Source organism: Candidatus Methylomirabilota bacterium (assembly GCA_035709005.1).
Lineage (GTDB): Bacteria > Methylomirabilota > Methylomirabilia > Rokubacteriales > CSP1-6 > 40CM-4-69-5.
In genome coordinates, this window is the sequence record DASTFB010000094.1 from 1 (window position 1) to 17,976 (window position 17,976).

A 17,976-nucleotide genomic window follows, 5' to 3' on the forward strand; every position below is an offset into this window, starting at 1 on the left:
CCGGGCTCACGGTCCCCGCTACAACAAACCAAACCGGGCTCGCGGGCCCCGCTACAGTAAATAGCGGGCGCGGGAACCCCTGCCGTCATGCCCAAACACGTCGTCGTCGGCACCGCGGGGCACATCGATCACGGCAAGACCGCCCTCGTCAAGGCCCTGACCGGTATCGACACCGACCGGTTACCCGAAGAAAAGGCCCGAGGGATCACCATCGACCTCGGCTTCGCCTTCCTGGAGGAGCCCGGCGGGCTCACGATCGAGATCGTCGACGTGCCCGGTCACGAGCGCTTCGTGAAGAACATGCTGGCCGGCGTGGGGGGAATCGACGTCGCCATGCTGGTCGTGGCGGCCGACGAGGGCGTCATGCCGCAAACCCGTGAGCACCTGGCCATCTGCTCGCTGCTTCACATCAAGACCGGACTGGTGGTCCTCACCAAGGCCGACCTGGTCGAGGCCGACTGGCTCGAGCTGGTCCGCGACGACGTGGCCACGCTGGTGCACGGGACCTTCCTGGACGGCGCTCCCCTCCTGGCCGTGTCCGCCAAAACCGGCGCGGGCCTGCCCGAGCTCCGGACGACGCTGGGGCAGATTGCCACGACGGTGTCGCCCCGACGGGTCGACGAGCTCCCCCGCCTGCCCGTCGACCGCGTCTTCACCGTGAAAGGATTCGGCACGGTGGTGACCGGCACGCTGATGGCGGGGCGACTGGCGGTGGACGACCGGGTCGAGATCTACCCGAAGGGGCTCAACGCCAAGATCCGCGGGCTACAGACTCACGGCCGGTCCGTGACGGAGGCCCGGGCCGGCCAGCGGACAGCCGTCAACTTCCAGGGTATCGAGCGGGCGGCCGTGGAGCGTGGTGACGTGGTCGGTCTCGCTGGAACGCTCGTCCCATCGCGCCTGGTCGATGGGACGCTGGAGCTGCTGGCCGAGGCTCCGCGCCCCCTCAAGCTCCGGGACCGCGTCCGCTTTCACGCCGGGACGAGCGAGATCATGGCCCGCGTGCTCCTGGTCGGCCGGCCCGAGCTGCTTCCCGGCGAACGGGCCTTCGCCCGCTTACGTCTGGAGGCGCCCGTGGTCGCCGTGCCCGGCGATCGGTTCGTGGTCCGCTCCTACTCACCCATCGTCACGATCGGGGGCGGCACGCTGCTCGACGTGGACCCTCCCCGTTTCCGGCGCAAGGCCCCCTCCCTGCTCGCGCATCTCGCGCTGCTGGAGCGCGGCACCCCGGAAGAGGTGGCCGAGGAGCATGTGCGTCACGTGGGGACGGCCGGCGTGCGAGCCAGCGCGCTGGCCGGTCGGGCCCCTTTCGGCCCCGAGCAATTGCGACAGATCCTGGGCCGGCTCGAGGCCGAGCGTCGGGTCCTGGCCATCGAGCGCGACTGGTTCATCCATCCCGAGAGCTACGATCGGCTCCGCGACCTGGTCGTCGGGGCCCTCGAGCAGTTTCACCGTGCGAACCCGCTGCGTTCGGGCATGTCGCGCGAGGAGCTCAGAGGGCGCGCGGGGGCGCCGGACGAGCGCATCTTCGCCCACCTGCTGGCCGCGCTCGACGCGGAGGGCCGAGTACGGACCGAGCGCGACAAGGTCCGGCTGGGCTCCCACGTGGTCCGGCTGAGCCCGGACCAGCAGCGCTCCGTCGACCGGATCGAGCAGGAGTTTCTCAAGGCGGAGGCGGCCCCCCCGAGCCCGGAGGAGGCGCTCGGGCGGGCAGGCCTCAAGGGCGACGAGGAGCACGAGCTGTTCCAGTTGCTGGTGGCGGACCGGAAGCTCGTGCGGGTCAAGGAGTCGCTCTACTTCCACGCCTCGGCCCTGGACGCCATCCAGGACAAGGTCGTGAGCCTTCTGCGCGAGCGCAAGGAGATCGCGCCGGGAGACATCAAGGACCTGCTCGGTATCTCACGCAAGTACGCCATCCCGCTCCTGGAGCACCTGGACGCCCGCCGGGTCACGGCCCGGGTGGGGGAGAAGCGGGTCTTGCGGGGCGGGTAGGCGCGGGGTATGGTGGAGGCGCTGGAAAGGGGTGCGCTATGTTTGGGCTGGGCTACCAGGAACTCCTCATCATTCTGGTGATCGTGTTGATCCTCTTCGGAGCCAACCGGCTGCCGGAACTGGCGCGCTCGTTGGGGTCGAGTGTCAAGGAGTTCAAGAAGGGAGTGAACGAGGTCAAGGCGGAGGATTCGAGCGCCGCCACCAAGCGAGAAGAGGAGAAGCAGGCGTAACCCTACGGATCGGCGTCGACGTCGGCGGCACCCGCATCCGCGCCGGGGCCGTGACAGCCGACGGGGAAGTCGTCTCCCGGGTCGAGTGCCTCACCGAAGCTGAGCGCGGTCCCGCCGCCGTCCTCACCAGGCTCACCGAATCCATCGGCCAACTGCTCGCCTCGCATCCCTCTGTCGACGCCGTGGGCGTGGCGTGTGCGGGGCAGATCCATCCCGAGACCGGCACGGTGGTCTATGCGCCCAACCTGGGGTGGCACGACGTTCCCCTCGCCTCGGAGTTGCGGAAGAGGCTCGGGGTCCGGCTCACCGTGGAGAACGACGTCCGCGCCGCCGCCTGGGGCGAGTTCGCTCACGGTGCCGGGGCGGGCGCGCGGAGCCTCGTGGCCGTATTCGTGGGAACCGGCGTCGGCTCCGGCGCCGTGTTGAACGGCGCCATCTGGCGCGGCGCCGACAACGGGGCCGGTGAGGTCGGCCACACCCAGGTGGTGTGGGACGGCCTGCCGTGCCCGTGCAAGCAACGCGGCTGTCTGGAGCAGTACGTGTCGGGGAGCGGCTTTCAACGGCGCCTGAGGCTGGCCCTGGCCGCCGGCGTGCCGACCTGCCTGGCGGAGGCGACGCAGAGCGACCCCGCCCGGCTCACCGCTTCCATGGTGCAGGCCGCTGCCGAGGCCGGCGATCGCTTCGCAAGGGAGGTCTGGCAGGATGCCGAGCGGTTTCTCACGCTGGGCGTCGCCAACTACGTGACGCTGCTCAATCCCGAGGTCCTGGTGCTGGGCGGCGGTGTCATCGAGACGGTGCCCCGGCTCTTCCAGACGGTGAGCACCGGCGTCCCCCGGCTCACCACCATCCTGGCGCGCGGGCTGCGAATCGAGCGCGCGAAGCTCGGCGACTGGAGCGGTGTGATCGGCGTCGCCGCGCTCGCGTCGGAGGCCGCCTGACGGGCGGCCGGGCGCTTTGCTCCGACCTCGCGGTGGCGGCCACTCTGAGCGTGCTGACCGTGCTGTCCCGCCTGCCTTACCGGGCGCGCATGCTCTACAACTGGGACGCGGTGCAGTTCGCGCTCGCCCTGCAGGAATACGACGTGGCCAAGCACCAGCCACATCCGCCGGGCTACGTGCTCTACGTGGGGCTGGGCCGGCTGATCGACGCCTGGCTGAACGACCCGCCGGCCGCCTACGTGGTGCTGGCCGTGCTCTTCAGTGGGTTGACGACGTTCGTCGTCTACTATCTCGCCCTCGCCATCTACGGGCGCGCCACCGCGCTGGCGGCGGCGGCGCTCCTTGCCGTGAGCCCGCTCTTCTGGTTCTACGGCTCGGTCGGCTTGACGTATGCCGGTGAGGCGCTCGGCGCCTCGACGGTTGCCTACTTCGCGTTCCGATCGCTCCGGGGAAGTCGACACTACGCCTGGATAGGCGCCGCCTGCCTCGGGCTGGTCGGCGGGCTCCGGCAGTCCATCCTGGTCCTGTTGTTGCCGTTGTGGCTCGGCTCGGCGGCGATCGGCCCGCGGCGGGCGCGGGTGGTGGCCGTAGGGCTGGCCCTCCTCACCCTGGCCGTGCTCAGCTGGGCCCTGCCGATGATCTGGCTCACGGGTGGACTCGAACGTTACTTGACCGCGTCGGCCGACCTGGTCGCCGAGGTGATCACGCCGACATCGGTGATGGCCGGCCGGCTCGAGACGACGCTGCGGGTTTCGCGTCATCTGCTCGAGTCGGTGCTCGTGGGCCTGGGACCGCTGGCCCTGGCCGCCGGCCTGGTGCCCTGGTACATCCGGCGTCACGGCTGGCGGGAGCGTGAGTGGTTCCTGCTCGGCTGGGCGGCCACGCCGGTGGCGGTCTACACGCTCGTTCATTTCGGTCAGCCCGGCTACGTCCTGACCTTCCTTCCGGCGCTGGTCATCTTCCTGTCGCACGTCTTGATCACCGCGCTGGCCGGTGCCCAGGGCGCAGCTCATTCCCGCCGACGTGCGGTCGTCGCGATCGCTGCGGTGGTCGTGATCGTCCTCGTCAACGGCGCGTTCTTCGTCAGCGCGCGCCCGACCACCCGGGATTTCGAGCGCGCCGAGCCGGGCTGGGCGCGCATGGCCGAGGAGGACCTGTCCGACCGGGTTCTGAGCCACACGGCGGCAGCCCTCCGGGAGCACGAGGCGGTGCTGCAGACCTATGTGCGGGCCATCCGCGGTCTCTACCGCCCCGACGACACGCTGCTCATCACCGAGCTCGGCAACCCCCGGTCGTATCCCTGGCTGAGGCACGGCATGTACTACCTGCCCGAATATCCCATCTACGAGCTGCAATCGGGCGACCGGCCACCGGGCTTCTACGCGCCGCGGCTGGCCCGCGCGATGTCGCGTACGCCGGGGGCGACGATCGTCGTGCCATCGACGGTCAGGCAGCTGGTGTGGTTCGTGGATCACTGGAATCCCGGTGTGGAACGCCCGGCCGGCCTGCAGGAGATCACCCTGCCCCATGGCCGGTATATCTACACGCTGCCGGTGCGGCGCCTGCCCATGCGGTACGCGGGCTATACCTTCGTTGCCGACACTCCGCGCGGTGGGCGCGCGGAGCGCTAGCCTCCTCGTCGTCCTCGCCACGGTCGCCGCTGTGGCGGCGTTTGTCGCCGCCGAGCGGTGGATCGCCGGCGCCCCCGGCCTGCCCCTCGACGACGCCTGGATCCATCGGCACTTCGCCAGGAACCTCGCTGAAGGCGCAGGGTTCTCCTACAACCCGGGGACGCCCGTCGCGGGATCGACGGCCCCGCTGTGGACGCTCGTGCTCGGCGGCGCCTTCGCCCTGGTGGGACCTTCTTTGCTGGCCACCAAGGTCCTCGGCGTCGTCCTGACCGCGAGCGCCGCCCTCGTGAGCCGCCAGGCCGCGCTCGCGTGGGGAGCGACCCCTCTGGCGGCCACCGGCACCGCGTTCGCCCTGGTCTGGACGGCCGCCCTGGCCTGGGGCGCGCTGTCCGGCATGGAAGTCTCGCTGGCCGCGCTCCTGGTGAGCGCGGCGCTGGCGGCCCACGCTCATGACCGCCCGGGGCTGGTCGCCGGGCTCGCCGCCCTGGCCCCGCTGGCCCGCCCGGAGAGCGCCATCCTGATTCCGCTCTTCGCCCTCGCGCGCCCGCCACGCGCGAGGCGGCTGGCCATCTTCGGAGCGATTGCGGCGCTGCTGCTCGCGCCGTCGGTGGTATTCAATCTCGCCACGACCGGGACGCCGCTGCCCGCCACCGTCGCGGCCAAGGTCGAAGGCGGGCTCGTGGGCTGGCTCGCCGGCGCCGACGTTTCGCTGCGCCGCGCGCTGCTGGAGCGCCCATGGCAGTTCGGCCGCGAGTGGGTGGGCTGGCTCGCGGCGACGCATTGGCTCCTGCCCCTGGTGATCCCGATCGGCGTCGTGCAGGCCTGGCGCCGGCACGGGCCTGCCCTGGGTCTGCCTGCGCTCGGCCTCGTCGTTCACCCGCTGGCCATGGCGCTTCTGGCGCCCTACCGCGGGCCGGGATTTCAGGAGGGGCGTTATTCGATGCACTTGCTGCCCCTGGCGCTGGTCGTCGTCGCCGCCGCCCTGCCGATCTCCGGCCGGTGGCAACGCGCCGGGATCGCGATCTACCTCGTCGTCGCCCTGGCTCTGCTCCCGCGAGCGGCCGAGCGCTACGGCTGGGCGGTCCAGAACATCAACGCCATGCAAGTCCACCTGGGGCACTGGGTCGACAGCCATGTGCCCCCGCGAGCGCGCCTGGCCCTCAACGACGTGGGCGCCATCGCGTACGTCTCGCGCCGGCAGGTGATCGACCTCATGGGGCTCGTCACACCGGAGATCGCCCCCTACCGGCGCCGGGGGGAGGCGGGTGTGATCGACTTCGTGTCGCGGACCTGCCCGGACTTCGTGATCGTCTTCCCCGACTGGTTTCCGGACCTGACGGCCCGCCGGTCGCTGCTGGAACCGATCTACGCGGTGCGGCTCACCCGCAATGTGGTCGCGGGGGGGCCGGAAATGGTTGTCTATCGGGTCATTCGCTGTGCGCTATGATCGAAACAGATGACGCGTGCCGCGGCGGCCGCGCTGGCCATCCTCGTCCTCACCTGCAGCGTTACCTCGCCAGCCCGGGCCCAGATCTACCGGTGGACCGACGAGCAGGGGACCGCCCATTTCGCCGAGGGGCTGGCGAACGTTCCCGCCCGCTATCGGAGTCAAGCCGTGATGGTGAGCCCGCGCCTGTCGCCTGCGGCCCCGGTGATGGCGCCTGCGCGGGGCCCGTCGCGGGAGACCGTCATCCGCTTCTCGCCGGGCCGTCAGATCATCGTGGAGGCTCGGGTGAACGGCTCCGTGACGTGCCGGCTCATGCTGGACACGGGAGCGGCGGCCACGCTGATCAGTCCGCGAGTGCTGGAGGCGGCCGGCGTCTCCCTCACCGACGGTGCCCAGGTGGTACGCGCGCGCGGTCTGGCCCGGGACGCGGAAGTCGAGGTCCAGCGCGTGGTCGTGGACTCGCTCGAGGTCGGCGGGGCGCGGGTCGACCGCCTGATGGTGGTCGCCTACGACATGGAGATGCCGCACACGGACGGTCTGCTCGGCCAGGACTTTCTGGCCCTGTTCAATGTCAGCATCGACTCCGGCGCCGGCGTCGTCACGCTGGACCCCAAGTAGCGCCCGGCGTCACCGTGATACCATGACGCTCTCGTCATGGACTACAAGAGCACGCTAAATCTACCGAAAACGGCCTTCCCCATGAGGGCCAACTTGCCCGAGAGCGAGCCCAAGCTGCTGGCCTGGTGGGATGAGCTCGGGCTCTACAAACGGCTGCGGGAGGCGGCGGCCGATCGGCCGCTGTGGATCCTGCACGACGGCCCGCCGTACGCCAACGGTCACATCCACATGGGCACCGCCCTCAACAAGATCCTCAAGGACATCGTCGTCAAGTCGCGGGCGATGATGGGTCACAACGCCGTCTATGTCCCGGGCTGGGACTGTCACGGCCTGCCCATCGAGCACCAGGTGGACAAAGAGCTCGGCCTCGATCAACCCGGCGTGGACGTGCGGCGGGCGATGGATCCCCTGGAGAAGATCCGCCGCTGTCGCGAATACGCCTCCCGGTACGTCGATATCCAGCGCGAGGAGTTCAAGCGCCTGGGCGTCTTCGGCGACTGGCAGAATCCTTACATCACCATGGCGCCGGCCTACCAGGCCGTCATCGCCAGGGAGCTCGGGCGCTTCGTCGGACGCGGGCTCGTCTACAAGGGGCTCAAGCCGGTGCACTGGTGCATGTACTGCAAGACTGCGCTGGCCCAGGCCGAGGTGGAATACGAGGAGCAGCGGACCCCGTCGGTCTACGTCAAGTTCGCGCTGGTGTCGGCCTTGCCGGGGGTGAGCGGGCCGGGCCAGGCCTCGCTGGTCATCTGGACCACGACGCCGTGGACGTTGCCCGCCAACCTCGCCATCGCCGTCCACCCCGACGAGGAGTACGTGGTTCTCGCCGTCGGCGGCGAGACGCTGGTGGTCGCGGCCAAGCGGGCCGAGGATCTCGCCCGGGTGGCCCGACTCCGCGACGCGCGGCCGGTGGGCGCGCTGCCCGGCCGCGCCCTGGCCGGGCTCGAGTTCCGCCATCCCTGGCTGGATCGCACGGGCCCGGTGGCCGCCGCGGACTTCGTGGCCATGGACACCGGCACCGGGCTCGTGCACATCGCCCCCGGGCACGGCGAGGAGGACTACGAGCTCGGCAAGCGGCTGGGCCTGCGCATCGAGAATCCCGTCGACGACGATGGGCGCTTCATGGCCGATGTCCCGCACTTCGCCGGGCTCACGGTGTGGGAAGCCAATTCCCGCATCATCGAGCACCTGCGAGCGACCGGCGCCCTGCTGGCCCAGGTGGAGCTGACCCACACCTATCCGCACTGCTGGCGATGCAAGAACCCCACGCTGTTTCGGGCTACCGAGCAGTGGTTCATCGCCCTGGACAAGGACGGCCTGCGCGAGCGCGCGCTCGAGGCCATCCGCCACCGGGTGCGCTGGATTCCGGCGTGGGGCGAGGAGCGGATCTTCAACATGGTCGCGCATCGCCCGGACTGGACGATCTCCCGCCAGCGGGTGTGGGGGGTGCCCATCGTGGCCTTCTACTGCGAGCCGTGCGGCGCCCTGCTCCTGGAAGAGCGCCTCGTCGAGCACGTGGCGGCGATCTTCCGGGCCGGACGCGGCGCCGAAGAGTGGCACGCGCGCTCGGCGCGCGAGCTGCTGCCGCCCGACGTACGGTGTCCGCGGTGCGGCGGCGCCGAATTTCGCAAGGAGACGGACATCCTCGACGTCTGGTTCGACTCCGGGTGCAGCCATGCCGCCGTGCTGGAGACCCGGCCCGAGCTGCGGTGGCCCGCCGAGATGTACCTGGAAGGCTCGGACCAGCACCGCGGGTGGTTTCACTCCTCGCTCCTGGAGGCCATCGGCACGCGAGGCCAGGCGCCGTACCGTAGCGTGCTGACCCACGGTTTCGTCGTCGACGGCGAGGGCCGCAAGATGTCGAAGTCCCAGGGGAACTACGTGGCGCCCGAGGAGCTCATCCCCAGGTACGGGGCGGAGATCCTGCGCCTGTGGGCGGCCGCCGAAGACTACACCGAGGACATCCGGCTCTCGACCGAGATCCTGGACCGCCTGGCCGACGCGTACCGGCGGATCCGCAACACCTATCGGTTCCTCCTGGGCAACCTCTACGACTTCGACCCGGCCCGGGACCGGCACCCGTCGGCCGGGCTCGACGAGGTCGACCGCTGGATCCTCGATCGGCTGGCCCGACTGGTCGACCGCGTCACCCGGGCGTACGAGGAGTACCAGTTCCATACGGCCTTTCACGCCGTGCACAACTTCTGCGCCGTGGATCTGTCCGCGCAGTACCTGGACATCATCAAGGATCGCCTCTACACGTCGGCCCCGGACGATCCGGCGCGGCGGGCCGCCCAGACCGCGTGCCACGACATCCTGGGCGCGCTGCTGCGGCTCATGACGCCGATCCTGACGTTCACGGCCGAGGAGGCCTGGCGGCTGGCGCCCGGCGCCCACGGGGAGTCCGTGCACCTGGAGCGCTTCCCCGAGGTCCCGCTGGAGTGGATCGACGACCGGCTCAAGGGCGAGTGGGACCGTCTGCTCGAGGTGCGCCGGGAGGTAGCCAAGGCGCTGGAGACGGTGCGGGCCAAGAAGCAGATCGGCAGCGGCCTGGAGGCGGCGGTGTGGATCCCGTCGGCGCCCGAGGACCTGCCGGCCCTGCTGCGCGCCAAGCGGGAGGTGCTCCCCACGCTGTTCATCGTCTCCGACGTGCGGCTGTTCGAAGAGCCGCCGCCCGACGCGCTGCTGACGCCGACCGAGAGTAGCGAGATTCCCGGGCTGGTCATCGCCATCGGCCGCGCGCCGGGCCGCAAGTGCGAGCGCTGCTGGCGCTACAGCCTCCGCGTGGGCGAGAGCCCCGCGCACCCTACGCTCTGCGAGCGCTGCCTGCCGGTGATCACGGCCCGCGCATGAGCGCGGTGCTAACGATCGCGGGCGTGATCATCGTCCTCGATCAGCTCACCAAGCTCATCGTGCTGGAGCGCCTGAGCCCCGGCGTGATGGTGCCGTTGATCGACGGCTTCCTGGCGCTCACCCTGGTGCTCAACCCCGGGCTGGCCTTCGGCCTGCTGGGCGGGCTGCCCGGGCCCTGGCGCTGGATCGTCGCCGTCCTGTCACTGGCCGCGCTCTTCGTGCTGGCCCGGATGGCTATGCGCATCCTCACCCCGGGCACGGTGCTCGACCGGACGGCGATCGGCCTCATCTTCGGCGGGGCCGTCGGCAATCTCATCGACCGTGCCCGCTTCGGGGCGGTCGTGGACTTCATCGACGTGCACTATCGCGGGTGGCACTGGCCGGCCTTCAACGTCGCCGACTCGGCCATCACCGTGGGAGTGGTGCTGCTCGCTCTGCGCCTGCTCACCGGGCCATCGGCGCGGGCATCATCGGCGTGACCGAGCGGCGGTTGCGGGTCACCGCCGTGGCCGAGGGCGCGCGGCTCGACCGGTGGCTCGCCGATGCGGTGCCCGAGCTGTCGCGGGCCAAGATCCAGGAATTGATCGACAGCGGCCGCGTCCACGTGGACGGCGCCGTGCGCAAAGCCTCGCACCGTCTGCGTGGCGGTGAGGCCGTTGCCCTCGAGATGCCGCCGGTGCCGAGCCAGCCGCTCGAGCCCGAGCCGATCGCCCTGGCCATCGTCTACGAGGACGAGCAGGTTCTCGTCGTCGACAAGCCGGCCGGCATGGTCGTGCACCCCGGCGCCGGCCACGCCCGCGGCACCCTGGCCGCGGCGGTTCTGGCTCACGCCCCCGAGACGGCCGGCGTGGGAGGGCCGCGCCGGCCCGGCGTGGTCCACCGGCTCGACAAGGGAACGTCCGGGCTCCTGGTGCTCGCCAAGACCACAGCCGCCTACGATTCGCTGACCGGCCAGCTCGCCGCGCGCAAGGTGCAGCGGCGCTATCGGACGGTGGTGCACGGCCGGGTCGGGCTCGCCGAGGGTGTCGTGGACGCTGCCATCGGGCGCGATCCGCACCACCGGCAACGAATGGCCATTCGGCCCCCCGGCCGCGGCAAGCGCGCGACGACCCGGTACCGCGTCCTCGAGCGCTTCCCGAGGTTCACCTACCTGGAAGTGCGGCTCGAGACCGGCCGTACCCATCAGATTCGCGTGCACATGGCCTCGCTCGGCCATCCGGTGGTCGGAGATCTGACCTACGGGCGAGCCCGGGGCCGCCTGGCGGTTGCCTTCGAAGGGTTGGCCTTGCATGCCGCGGAGCTGGGCTTCCTGCACCCGATTACTCAAGAACGGCTGGAATTCACTTCGCCTCTTCCGGTACGGATGGAGCGCCTGCTGTCCCATCTTCGAGACACCGCATAGCCCACGCCGGTGTGCAGCGCCAGGCGTCACGACCCACGCCGTTCCGTCCCCGCTCCCGGCAGGCGACGTAGATCGAAGATCACACGATCTGGCGCGGTGATTGCTCCAACCCCGGTGCTAGAATGAATGGCGCCGAATGGACGCGCTGACAGTCATCATCCTGGCGGCCGGCGAGGGAAAGCGCATGCGGTCGCGTCGACCCAAAGTGCTCCATCGTCTGTGCGGACGTCCCCTCATCGGTTATGTCCTGCGCATCGCGCGCACCCTGTCCGATCGGATCGTGCTCGTCGTGCCTCCAGATGCCGATGAAGTCATCGAGGCAGCCGGGCCCGGGATCAGGGCCGTGGTGCAGGGCGAGCGACTGGGCACCGGACACGCCGTCCTGCAGGCCCGGCCGGAGGCCGAAGACGGGACGATTCTCGTGCTGCCCGGCGACATGCCCCTGCTGACCGCGGAGACCATCGAGCGGCTCGTCACCCACCACGCCACGACCGGCGCCGCCGCGACGATCCTCACCGCCAACGTCGACGCGCCGCAGGGCTACGGCCGGGTGCTCCGGCAGCGCGGCCGGGTCACCCGGATCGTCGAAGAGCGAGACGCCACCGACGACCAGCGCAGGGTCACCGAGATCAACACCGCCGTCTATTGCTTCCAGGCGCGGCGGCTCTGGCCGTCGCTGGATACGGTGCGATCCGACAACGATCAGGGCGAGTACTACCTGACGGATGTGATCGGGGCCCTCTCCCGGGCCGGGGCCCGTGTGGAAGCGATCGCCGTGCCCGACCCGGTGGAGGCCCAGGGGGTGAACGATCGCCGCCAGCTGGCCGCGGTGGCCGCGGTGCAGCGCCGGCGGATCCTCGACGCGCTCATGGAGGCCGGAGTCACGCTGCTGGACCCGGCCAGCACCTTCATCGAGGACACCGTCAGCATCGGCTCCGATACGGTCGTCTATCCCAATGTGGTGATCGAGGGTGCCACGGAGATCGGCGCCGAGTGCGTCATCGGCGCCGGCTGCCAGATCGCCGCCAGCCGCCTGGCCGACCGCGTGACGCTCAAGCCCTATTGCGTGCTCAGCGCGGCCGTCATCGAAGAAGGCGCCCAGCTGGGGCCGTTCTGCCACCTGCGTCCCCACGTCCATGTCGGGGCCCGGGCCCGGATCGGCAACTTCGTGGAGGTCAAGCAGTCGCGCATCGGCCGGGGGGCCAAGGCCAACCACCTGGCCTACATCGGCGACGCCACCGTCGGCGACGACGTCAACATCGGCGCCGGGGCCATCACCTGCAACTACGACGGCGCCACCAAGAGCCAGACGGTCATCGGCGACGGCGCCTTCATCGGAACCAACGCCAGCCTGGTGGCGCCGCTCACCGTCGGCGAGGGCGCCTACATCGGCTCGGGCTCGGTCATCACCAAGGACGTGCCGCCGGGCGCGCTCGCCGTCGAGCGCTCCAGCCAGGTGGTCAAGGAGGGCTGGGTGGCCCGGCGGGCAACCCGCCGAGGCACGTCGGGGACGCCCAGGAAGGACGAGTAGCCCATGTGCGGGATCGTCGGCTATGTGGGAGACAAGAGTGCCGTCGGGATCATCGTCGACGGGCTCAAGCGGCTGGAGTATCGCGGCTACGACTCGGCCGGCGTGGCGGTGCTCGGCAGCAACGGTCAGCTCCAGGTCCGCCGGGCGGCCGGTCGCATCAAGACCCTGGAAGCGATCCTCAAGGAGCGGCCGTTGACCGGGTCGTTGGGAGTGGGCCATACCCGCTGGGCGACCCACGGCCGTCCGTCCGACGACAACGCGCACCCCCACACCGATTGCTCGGGAACGCTGGTCGTCGTCCACAACGGCATTCTGGAAAACTATCTGGAGATCAAGGAGCAGCTCAAGGCCGACGGCCACGCCTTCAAATCCGAGACCGACACGGAGGTGCTCGCCCACCTGATCGAGCAGCATCTGAAGACGACGCCGCGGCTGGAGGCGGCCGTCAAGCGGGCGCTGGGGGACTTCAAGGGCTCCTACGCCGTCGGGGTGATGTCCAGCACGGCGCCGAACCGGCTGGTGGCCGCCAAGCACGGGGCCGGCAGCGTGGTGATCGGACTGGGCAGCGGCGAGATGTTCGTCGCCTCCGACATTCCGGCGATCCTGTCCCATACCCGCGACGTCGTGATCCTGGAGGACGGCGAGGTGGCCGTGGTCACCGCGGAGGGCGTGGTGCTGTCCACCCTGGATGACCAGCCGGTCCAGCGGGAGCCGGTGCGCATTCTCTGGGACCCCCTCATGGCGGAGAAGGGGGGCTACCGACACTTCATGCTCAAGGAGATCTACGAGCAGCCGCGGGCGGTGACCGACACCTTCCGGGGACGGATCGCCCCGGAGACGGGGACGGTCGTGCTTCCCGATGTGAACCTCGACCCCGAGACCGTGCGCGGCTTGCAGCGGGTGGTCTTCGTCGCCTGCGGGACGGCCTTCCATGCGTCGATGCTGGGCCGGACGATGGTCGAGCGCCTGGCCGGCCTGCCGGCGGAGTCGGACCTCGGCTCGGAGTTTCGCTACCGCGACGCGGTCGTCGGTCCCGAGACGCTGGTGGTGGCCGTGTCCCAGTCCGGGGAAACCGCCGACACCATCGGCGCGGTCAAGGCCGCCCGCCTCAAGGGTTGTCCGATCCTGACGATCACCAACGTGGTCGGCTCGGCGCTCGCCCGGGAGGCGACAGGGACCATCTACATGCACGCCGGCCCCGAGATCGGCGTCGCCTCCACCAAGGCCTTCACGGCGATGATCGTCGCCGTCTACCTCCTGGGCCTCTGGCTGGGGCGCCAGCGCGGCGTGCTCACCGCCGAGGACGTGCGCAAGCGGATCCGCGACCTGGTGGAGGTGCCCCGGCTGATCGAGCAGACGCTGGAGCTGGAGGGCCAGATCGCGGCCCTGGCCCGGCACCTGTCGAGCGCGCGTGATTTCCTCTATCTGGGACGGGGGCTCCAGCACCCGATCGCGCTGGAAGGCGCCCTGAAGCTCAAGGAGATCTCCTACATCCACGCTGAAGGGTATGCCGGCGGCGAGATGAAGCACGGCCCCATTGCCCTCATCGACGACGGGATGCCCGTGGTGGCCCTGGCGCCGCGCGACGGCTCCTACGAGCGCATGCTGGGCAACATCGAGGAGGTCCGGGCCCGCGAAGGCCAGGTCATCGCGGTCGTGCAGACCGGCGATCGGCTCGTGTCGGCCAAGGCCCAGCACATCATCGAGGTGCCGCCGGCCGCTGACCTGGTGGCGCCGATCATCACCGTCGTGCCCCTGCAGCTGCTGGCGTACCACATCGCCGTGCGGCGCGGCTGCGACGTCGACCAGCCCCGCAACCTGGCCAAGTCGGTGACCGTGGAGTGATCGGTCCCCGGCCAGGACAACGATCGCTACTCCGGTCTGAGCGCCTCGCTGACGAATGCCTGGGCCGGAATCCCCAGGAGTGGACAGGGGCTCCGGCGAAGGACGCGTTCGCTATGACTGCCCCGTAGCGCGTCCAGGAAACCGTTCCGTCCGTCGGTCGTCATGACGATGAGGTCAGCGCTCGTGCTCCCGGCTGTGTCCAGAATGGTCTCGACGACGTCGCCGTCCCGGGAGATCTTGTTCCACCGCCACCCCGGCACCGGCGACGGACTCGACGCCGGCATGTCGCCTACCGCCCCGACGTAGAGCAGATTGAACGTTCCAGTCGGGCAGGATAAGCGATGGACCAGCCTCGCCGCGGCCTCGACCGCTGGCCATGCCCGCGGCGTCGGGGCGACGGGGATCAGAATGTTCTTCAGCGAGACCGAGCCATCGCGCAGGGAGACGAAGCCTCTCGTACCATGCGGCACGAAGAGTGTGGCCTGACCTGACTTGCGCGCTACGGGTTCGGCGACGGACCGGTGGAGCCAGTGTGTGCGGCCCTCGTGCTGATGCGTCGCCAGGACGATGAGGTCGGCCGGATGGGTCGCGAGGTAGCGGAGTACGGACGACACGGGGTTGTGCTCGTGAGCGATGACCTTGTCCACATCGATCCCGAGCTTGGGCACCGCGGATCGGGGACTGTTGGGCGGGAGAAGGCCCCAGCGCTCCAGCGTCTGACGGACGCCAGGAAAGTCGCTCCACTCGGCGGTCATGTCTGGCGAGACGTGGAGGAGGGTGAGCCGAGACCGGGCGATCAGCGCGGCCTTGAGCGCGTGAGCGAAGGCGACCTCGCTGGCCTCCGAGAAGTCGGAGGGGTGCAGGATGCTGTCGACGATGGAGAGGTCGTCGGTCATCGCGCCAGGGGAATCTTATCGACGAGGGCCCGGTACGGCTATCTTACACCTGCACTCACGGCTTGGGTGGCGCGTACGAGTCCGTACCGGTCCCGATGCCCATACGAGCCCGGTTCTCGCACGGCGACCGCGTGGGGAGGTACAATTTCTCGGTGTCTGCCGGACTTGAGCGTCTCCTCGAGGATCTGAACCCCGCCCAACGCGACGCTGTCACCGCCGGGGATGGGCCGCTGCTCGTGCTGGCCGGGGCCGGCAGCGGCAAGACGCGCGTCATCGCCTACCGCATCGCCTGGCTCATCGGCGTGCAGGGCGTGTCGCCCCGCAACGTCATTGCGGTCACCTTCACCAACAAGGCGGCCGAGGAGATGGCGCGCCGGGTGGACGACCTGCTGCTCCCGGTGGGCCTGAAGGCGCCCCTCATCGCCACGTTTCACTCGGCCTGCGTGCGCATCCTGCGCCAGCATGGCTCGTTCATCGCGCTGCCGCCGCACTTCGTGATCTACGACGAGGACGACCGGCTGGCCCTGGTCAAGGAATGCATGAAGGAGGGCGAGCTCGCCGACCGGGCCTTCACGCCGGCCGCCGCCGTGCACCGCATCTCCTATCTCAAGAACCAGATGGTCACCGTGGCCGAAGCCCTTCGCGATGCCCGGGGCCCCTGGGAGCAGAAAGCGGCCCTGGTCTACTCGCGGTACGAAAAGCGCCTGCGCGAGGTCGGCGCGGTCGATTTCGACGACCTCCTGCTGTTGACCGGGCGGCTCCTCGAAGAGGTGCCGGAGGTGCTGGGCTGGTACCGCGGCCTCTGGCGCCACGTGCTGGTCGACGAGTACCAGGATACCAACCGGGCCCAGTACAAGATCATCCGCCTCCTCACCGGCGAGCACCGGAACATCTGCGTCGTGGGAGACCCCGACCAGTCGATCTACGCATGGAGAGGAGCGGACATCCGCAACATCCTGGACTTCGAGCGCGACTTTCCCGGCACGCGGGTCGTCCGCCTCGAGCAGAACTATCGCTCCACCCAGCGCGTCCTGACCCTGGCCTCGGCCGTCATCGCCCACAACGTGCAGCGCAAGGACAAGAGCCTGTGGACGATGAATCCCGAGGGGCAGAAGGCCCGGCTCTACCGGGCGTGGGACGAGCACGAGGAGGCCAACTTCGTGGCCCAGGCCATCCTCGGGCTGCGCGCCGAGGTCGTGTCCTGGGACGGCGTGGCCGTCTTCTACCGGACCAACGCCCAGTCGCGCGTGCTGGAGGACGCCCTGCGCCGGGCCCGGATCCCGTACGCCATCGTGGGCGGCGTGCGGTTCTACGAGCGCAAGGAGATCAAGGACGTCCTGGCGTACCTCCGCCTCACCCTGAACCCCGGCGACGACGTGGCGTTCCGGCGCGCCGTGCAGGCGCCGGCGCGGGGCATCGGGCCGACGACGCTGGCCCGGCTGGACGAGGTGGCGGCGCGCGCGGGTGCCCCGCTGCTGGCCGCGGCGGCCGACCCGCCGCTGGACGTGCGGGGTCGCGCCCGCAAGGCGCTCGAGGACTTCGCCGCGCTGTTCCCGCGCCTGGCTGCCCAGCAGGGGGTGCTGCCGCCGCCGGCCTTCATCGATCTCGTGCTCGACCTGTCCGGGTACCGCGACGCCCTCAAACAAGAGCGCTCGCCCGAGGCCGAGGCGCGGCTGGAAAACCTGGAGGAGCTCGTGGCCGCCGCCGAGGACTACACGGTGGCCCAGGCCGAGCCGACGCTGGCCGGCTTCCTCGACGGCATCGCGCTGATGACCGACGTCGACGAATGGGATCACAGCCAGTCTCGGGTGACGCTCATGACGCTGCATGCCGCCAAGGGGCTCGAATTCCCCGTCGTCTTCCTGACGGGGATGGAAGAGGGCGTCTTCCCCCACGCGCGGTCGCTCAACGAGCCCGAGGAGATCGAGGAGGAGCGCCGCCTCTGCTATGTTGGGATCACGCGGGCCCGGGAGCGGCTCTACCTCACCTGGGCGCTCCACCGGCGGATCCACGGCTATGGCGTCGGCGAGCCGTCGCGCTTCCTGCGGGAGATGCCGGAAGCGGAGCTGACCGCGCTCAACGCGCGGCCCGAGCCCGGCCCGCCGGCCAGCCTGGCCGAGCCCTCGGCCTCGCTGGACGACGACCTGCCCATGCGCGTCGGGGCCAAGGTGAGACACGCGCGCTGGGGCGAGGGCATGGTGGTCGGCGTCGAGAAGGAGGGAAGCGACGTCATCGTCACCGTGCGCTTCGCCAGCGTCGGCCGCAAGCGTTTGTCCCTGCAGTACGCGCACCTGGAGGAGCTATGACGATCGAGCTCAAGGACGTGGAGCACGTGGCCCGGCTGGCCCGCCTGGCCCTGTCCGAGGCTGAGAAGGCGCGGATGGCCACCCAGCTGACGGCGATCCTCGACTACATCGAGAAGCTGCGGGAGCTGCCGATCGACGGTGTCGAGCCCACCGCCCACGCGGTCCCGCTGCGCAACGTCATGCGCGAGGACGACGTCCGCCCGTGTTTCGATCGGGAGGCGATGATGGCCAACGCCCCCGAGCGGGCCGGCGAGTTCTTCCGGGTCCCCCGCATCCTGGAGGATTGA

The 17,976-nt window shown here is 70.1% G+C and carries 14 protein-coding genes; 13 read left to right on the top strand and 1 reads right to left on the bottom strand.

The features are described from left to right. Positions 1 to 87: 87 nt before the first annotated feature. From selB to glmS, 11 genes are all read left to right on the top strand, one after another. Positions 88 to 1,992 (top strand): selenocysteine-specific translation elongation factor, encoded by a 1,905-nt coding sequence (selB, locus tag VFR64_17450; GenBank protein ID HET9491526.1) that lies wholly within the window; start codon positions 88 to 90, stop codon positions 1,990 to 1,992. Positions 1,993 to 2,030: 38 nt separating this feature from the next. After that, positions 2,031 to 2,222: a twin-arginine translocase TatA/TatE family subunit gene (gene tatA / locus VFR64_17455; protein HET9491527.1), complete on the top strand. Its 192-nt coding sequence runs from the start codon at positions 2,031 to 2,033 to the stop codon at positions 2,220 to 2,222. A gap of 8 nt (positions 2,223 to 2,230) precedes the next feature. Beyond that, positions 2,231 to 3,160: an ROK family protein gene (locus VFR64_17460; GenBank protein ID HET9491528.1), complete on the top strand. Its 930-nt coding sequence runs from the start codon at positions 2,231 to 2,233 to the stop codon at positions 3,158 to 3,160. Positions 3,161 to 3,192: 32 nt separating this feature from the next. Beyond that, positions 3,193 to 4,791: a hypothetical protein gene (locus VFR64_17465; GenBank protein ID HET9491529.1), complete on the top strand. Its 1,599-nt coding sequence runs from the start codon at positions 3,193 to 3,195 to the stop codon at positions 4,789 to 4,791. Next, positions 4,754 to 6,238 (top strand): hypothetical protein, encoded by a 1,485-nt coding sequence (locus VFR64_17470; GenBank protein HET9491530.1) that lies wholly within the window; start codon positions 4,754 to 4,756, stop codon positions 6,236 to 6,238. The genes VFR64_17465 and VFR64_17470 overlap by 38 nt, the downstream gene beginning before the upstream one ends. 9 nt (positions 6,239 to 6,247) lie before the next feature. Further along, complete coding sequence (locus VFR64_17475) at positions 6,248 to 6,856, top strand: aspartyl protease family protein (GenBank protein HET9491531.1); 609 nt, start codon at positions 6,248 to 6,250, stop codon at positions 6,854 to 6,856. 36 nt (positions 6,857 to 6,892) lie between these two features. After that, positions 6,893 to 9,709, top strand: a complete 2,817-nt coding sequence (gene ileS / locus VFR64_17480) for an isoleucine--tRNA ligase (protein HET9491532.1) — start codon at positions 6,893 to 6,895, stop codon at positions 9,707 to 9,709. Then, complete coding sequence (gene lspA / locus VFR64_17485; GenBank protein HET9491533.1) at positions 9,706 to 10,188, top strand: signal peptidase II; 483 nt, start codon at positions 9,706 to 9,708, stop codon at positions 10,186 to 10,188. Before ileS ends, lspA begins: the two co-directional genes overlap by 4 nt. Further along, on the top strand, positions 10,185 to 11,111 hold the full coding sequence (locus VFR64_17490; protein ID HET9491534.1) for an RluA family pseudouridine synthase: 927 nt from the start codon (positions 10,185 to 10,187) through the stop codon (positions 11,109 to 11,111). The genes lspA and VFR64_17490 overlap by 4 nt, the downstream gene beginning before the upstream one ends. Positions 11,112 to 11,247: 136 nt before the next feature. Then, positions 11,248 to 12,642 carry a bifunctional UDP-N-acetylglucosamine diphosphorylase/glucosamine-1-phosphate N-acetyltransferase GlmU gene (gene glmU, locus VFR64_17495; protein ID HET9491535.1) on the top strand — a complete coding sequence of 465 codons (1,395 nt, stop codon included), beginning with the start codon at positions 11,248 to 11,250 and terminating at the stop codon, positions 12,640 to 12,642. Positions 12,643 to 12,645: 3 nt separating this feature from the next. Then, positions 12,646 to 14,487, top strand: a complete 1,842-nt coding sequence (gene glmS / locus VFR64_17500; GenBank protein HET9491536.1) for a glutamine--fructose-6-phosphate transaminase (isomerizing) — start codon at positions 12,646 to 12,648, stop codon at positions 14,485 to 14,487. A gap of 26 nt (positions 14,488 to 14,513) precedes the next feature. Here the strand turns inward: glmS and VFR64_17505 are convergent, their stop codons facing one another. Then, positions 14,514 to 15,383, bottom strand: a complete 870-nt coding sequence (locus VFR64_17505) for a universal stress protein (GenBank protein ID HET9491537.1) — start codon at positions 15,381 to 15,383, stop codon at positions 14,514 to 14,516. A 152-nt stretch (positions 15,384 to 15,535) separates the two neighbouring features. Here VFR64_17505 and VFR64_17510 point away from each other — a divergent pair, with 152 nt between their 5' ends. Next, positions 15,536 to 17,689: a UvrD-helicase domain-containing protein gene (locus VFR64_17510; protein HET9491538.1), complete on the top strand. Its 2,154-nt coding sequence runs from the start codon at positions 15,536 to 15,538 to the stop codon at positions 17,687 to 17,689. Continuing rightward, on the top strand, positions 17,686 to 17,976 hold the full coding sequence (gene gatC / locus VFR64_17515) for an Asp-tRNA(Asn)/Glu-tRNA(Gln) amidotransferase subunit GatC (GenBank protein ID HET9491539.1): 291 nt from the start codon (positions 17,686 to 17,688) through the stop codon (positions 17,974 to 17,976). Before VFR64_17510 ends, gatC begins: the two co-directional genes overlap by 4 nt.

Bases quoted from the DNA above. Each gene is read 5' to 3' on its own strand.
- gatC (HET9491539.1), top strand. From the start codon at position 17,686: ATGACGATCGAGCTCAAGGACGTGGAGCACGTGGCCCGGCTGGCCCGC.
- VFR64_17505 (HET9491537.1), bottom strand. From the start codon at position 15,383: ATGACCGACGACCTCTCCATCGTCGACAGCATCCTGCACCCCTCCGAC.
- selB (HET9491526.1), top strand. From the start codon at position 88: ATGCCCAAACACGTCGTCGTCGGCACCGCGGGGCACATCGATCACGGC.
- lspA (HET9491533.1), top strand. From the start codon at position 9,706: ATGAGCGCGGTGCTAACGATCGCGGGCGTGATCATCGTCCTCGATCAG.
- tatA (HET9491527.1), top strand. From the start codon at position 2,031: ATGTTTGGGCTGGGCTACCAGGAACTCCTCATCATTCTGGTGATCGTG.
- VFR64_17475 (HET9491531.1), top strand. From the start codon at position 6,248: ATGACGCGTGCCGCGGCGGCCGCGCTGGCCATCCTCGTCCTCACCTGC.
- ileS (HET9491532.1), top strand. From the start codon at position 6,893: ATGGACTACAAGAGCACGCTAAATCTACCGAAAACGGCCTTCCCCATG.
- glmS (HET9491536.1), top strand. From the start codon at position 12,646: ATGTGCGGGATCGTCGGCTATGTGGGAGACAAGAGTGCCGTCGGGATC.
- glmU (HET9491535.1), top strand. From the start codon at position 11,248: ATGGACGCGCTGACAGTCATCATCCTGGCGGCCGGCGAGGGAAAGCGC.